At 61.6% G+C, this 2,497-nt stretch carries 3 protein-coding genes; all 3 read left to right on the forward strand.

Annotation, left to right across the window (positions count from 1 at the left end; translation table 11 throughout):
* Nucleotides 1-206, forward strand: a 206-nt coding sequence (locus tag M3498_04720) for a hypothetical protein (protein MDQ3458600.1), incomplete at its 5' end; no start/stop codon positions are given.
* Nucleotides 203-1,543, forward strand: a complete 1,341-nt coding sequence (locus tag M3498_04725; protein MDQ3458601.1) for a hemolysin family protein — start codon at nt 203-205, stop codon at nt 1,541-1,543. The genes M3498_04720 and M3498_04725, both read left to right, overlap by 4 nt.
* Nucleotides 1,544-2,046: 503 nt before the next feature.
* On the forward strand, nt 2,047-2,497 hold a 451-nt coding region (locus M3498_04730; protein ID MDQ3458602.1), incomplete at its 3' end, for a hypothetical protein.

The following is a 2,497-nucleotide window of genomic DNA, read 5'->3' on the forward strand; positions in this document are numbered from 1 at the left end:
TGCCGGAGTACATCACCGACACCATCGGCGGTTTGGTCTTCCACCTCCTGCAGAAGGAAGGCCGGGTCGGCAATGAGGTGAGGCACGGCGACCTGCGCCTCCGGGTGGAGGCCGTGCAGGGCCACGCGGTGAGCAAGGTCAGCATCGCACAAGCAGCAAGCGAAGATACGGATACTGTTCCAACCGGGGCTAAGGACGCATCATGACGGACTACCTCATCCCCATCATCGTCATCTTGGTGTTGGTCGCCATCAACGGCCTCTTTGTAGCCGCGGAGTTCGCCATTGTCGGCGTGCGGCACAGCCGCATCAGCGAACTCGCCGAGGAAGGACTTGCCACGGCGCACACCCTCAAAGGGATCCTTGACAAGCAAGAGAACCTCGACCGCTACATCGCCGTCGCGCAACTCGGCATCACCCTCGCCAGCATCGGGCTGGGCATGTACGGCGAGAGATCGGTCGCCGCCTGGCTCTACGGACCGCTCGAGCACTACGGTGGGCTCGGTTACGCGGCGTCGCATCTGGTGGGTACCATCGTCGCCGTCAGCCTGCTGACCTACCTGCACGTCGTCTTTGGCGAGATGATACCTAAAGCGCTGGCCCTGCAGGCACCCGAAGGCACGTCATTCAAGGTAGCTACGCCGATGCTCGTCTTTAGCCGCCTCTTCTACCCTGCCGTGTTCGTGCTGAACACCGTCAGCAACGCCCTATTGCGGCTCCTGAGGATCCCCATTTCGGACCCCATGGGCAGGCTCTATAGCCCCCAGGAACTCGAGTTGCTGGTCGCGGAAAGCCATGAGAGCGGGAGCCTCGGTGGCGAACAGCGAACGCTCATCCAGAACATCTTTGACTTCGGCGAGCGGATCGTGCAGCAGGTGATGATCCCCCGAAGGCGCGTGGTGGCTATCGAGGTCGACAGTAGCCCAGGGGTCATCTGGGACCTCCTGAAGACGGAAGGGTACAGCCGCATCCCCGTTTACGAGGGCAACCTCGACACTATCGTGGGCATCATGCACATCAAGAGCTTTATTCGCCAGCAGGTGAATAGCCCTAAATCCTTTGACCTTAGGGACCTCTTGCGCAAGCCCTTGCACGTGCTCGAGCAGATGCCCGCGGAGGAAGTCCTCGAGTTGCTCAAGCGCAGCAAGAACCACATGGCGGTGGTGGTCGACGAGAGCGGCGGCACCTCGGGCATCGTGACGCTCGAAGACCTCCTCGAGGAGGTCGTTGGCCCACTGGGGGACGAGTTCGACCGGGACGAGCCGGACATCGAGAGGCTTGGTAATGACAGCTTGCGTGTGAGCGGTGAGGTGCTCTTCGAGGAACTTAATGAAACCTACCGTACCGCCTTGCGTTCAGAGCATGCCGAAACGATCGCAGGTTTGGTTCTTGAGGCATTGGGCCGGCCTGCTAGGGTTGGTGACACTGTGACGGTTTCGGGGGTCGAGCTGGCGGTTGAAGGGGTTGAGGCTCTAGCCATAAAGAAAGTGCGTGTGGAGCTCCCATCGAGTCCAACTCCCAGCCATGACAAGGCTAGCGGCTAGCGACCGCCGGGGCATGACAGCGATAGGTTCATCCAGCAGGTTACGCCGCATCACCGTACTCGCTGTCCGCAGCTCTACCCCATCAGTTGTTGTGGGGAACGGAACATTCTCTATAGCGCTCAAAACAGCGCGGAGCGTGACAGGGCCTTTAGGCAAGCCCAAGAGGCCGCAAAAGGTGATGAGGCGAGATTGTAGAGTCAAGGACTTATGGGAAGTTGTACTAGCGCGGACTGCGGAGGACCCAAAGAAGGCTGACGAGGAAGGCGCCCGGCAATCCGTAACGGGATTGGGGCGGCTAGGCCTTTGGGGCTCGCCCGGTGCTTCTGTGTCTACCCTTACCTCCTCCTTACCTCGGCGTTTTACCGTGTGGGGGTGATCTCACCCCACGCACCCGTGGGGCTGAGGCTGGCCTTGCCGGCGCGAGAACACCATCCGCACCCGTGGGACCGCGGCGAGGCCAGCGCGCTAAGCGCGCAAGCTCTTGGCGACAAAGGAGGCTGGTTTTGAAGACGGCAATTCGCTCAATTCTTATCCTCGCAGGTTTTTCCCTAGTGACCGCCTGCACAAGCAGCGCCAGTCAGCCCCGGGAGCCGGGGCCCCCCGACCAGCCGACCGTGCTCGAGCTCGAGCTGGCGCCGGCCCCGAACGCCGCCGTCCTCAAGCGCGAGTGGGACGTGGACATCGACTACGACAGCCAGGATACCCAGGTCGTCTTCGACTTCTACGACACCGACCTCGCCCAGCAGGGCTGGACGAGGGTGAGTTTGGAGCGCGAAGGCGGCGACTACGACGCCAACTACCGCAAGGACGGGCTCGTGCTGGATCTCGATGTCGAGTTGGACTCGGGCAAGGTCGAAGTCGAAATCGAGATTGAGGAGACCGCGCCCGGCATTAGTAACTACAGCCTGACGAGCCTGCCGGGGCTCGAGCTCAAGCTCGTGCCCGGTCTGAGGG

Source organism: Deinococcota bacterium (assembly GCA_030858465.1).
In the GTDB taxonomy this organism is placed as follows: Bacteria; Deinococcota; Deinococci; order Deinococcales; family Trueperaceae; genus JALZLY01.

What these genes read in the sequence shown, in the direction of transcription:
- M3498_04725 (MDQ3458601.1), top strand. Translation starts at nt 203, where the DNA reads ATGACGGACTACCTCATCCCCATCATCGTCATCTTGGTGTTGGTCGCC.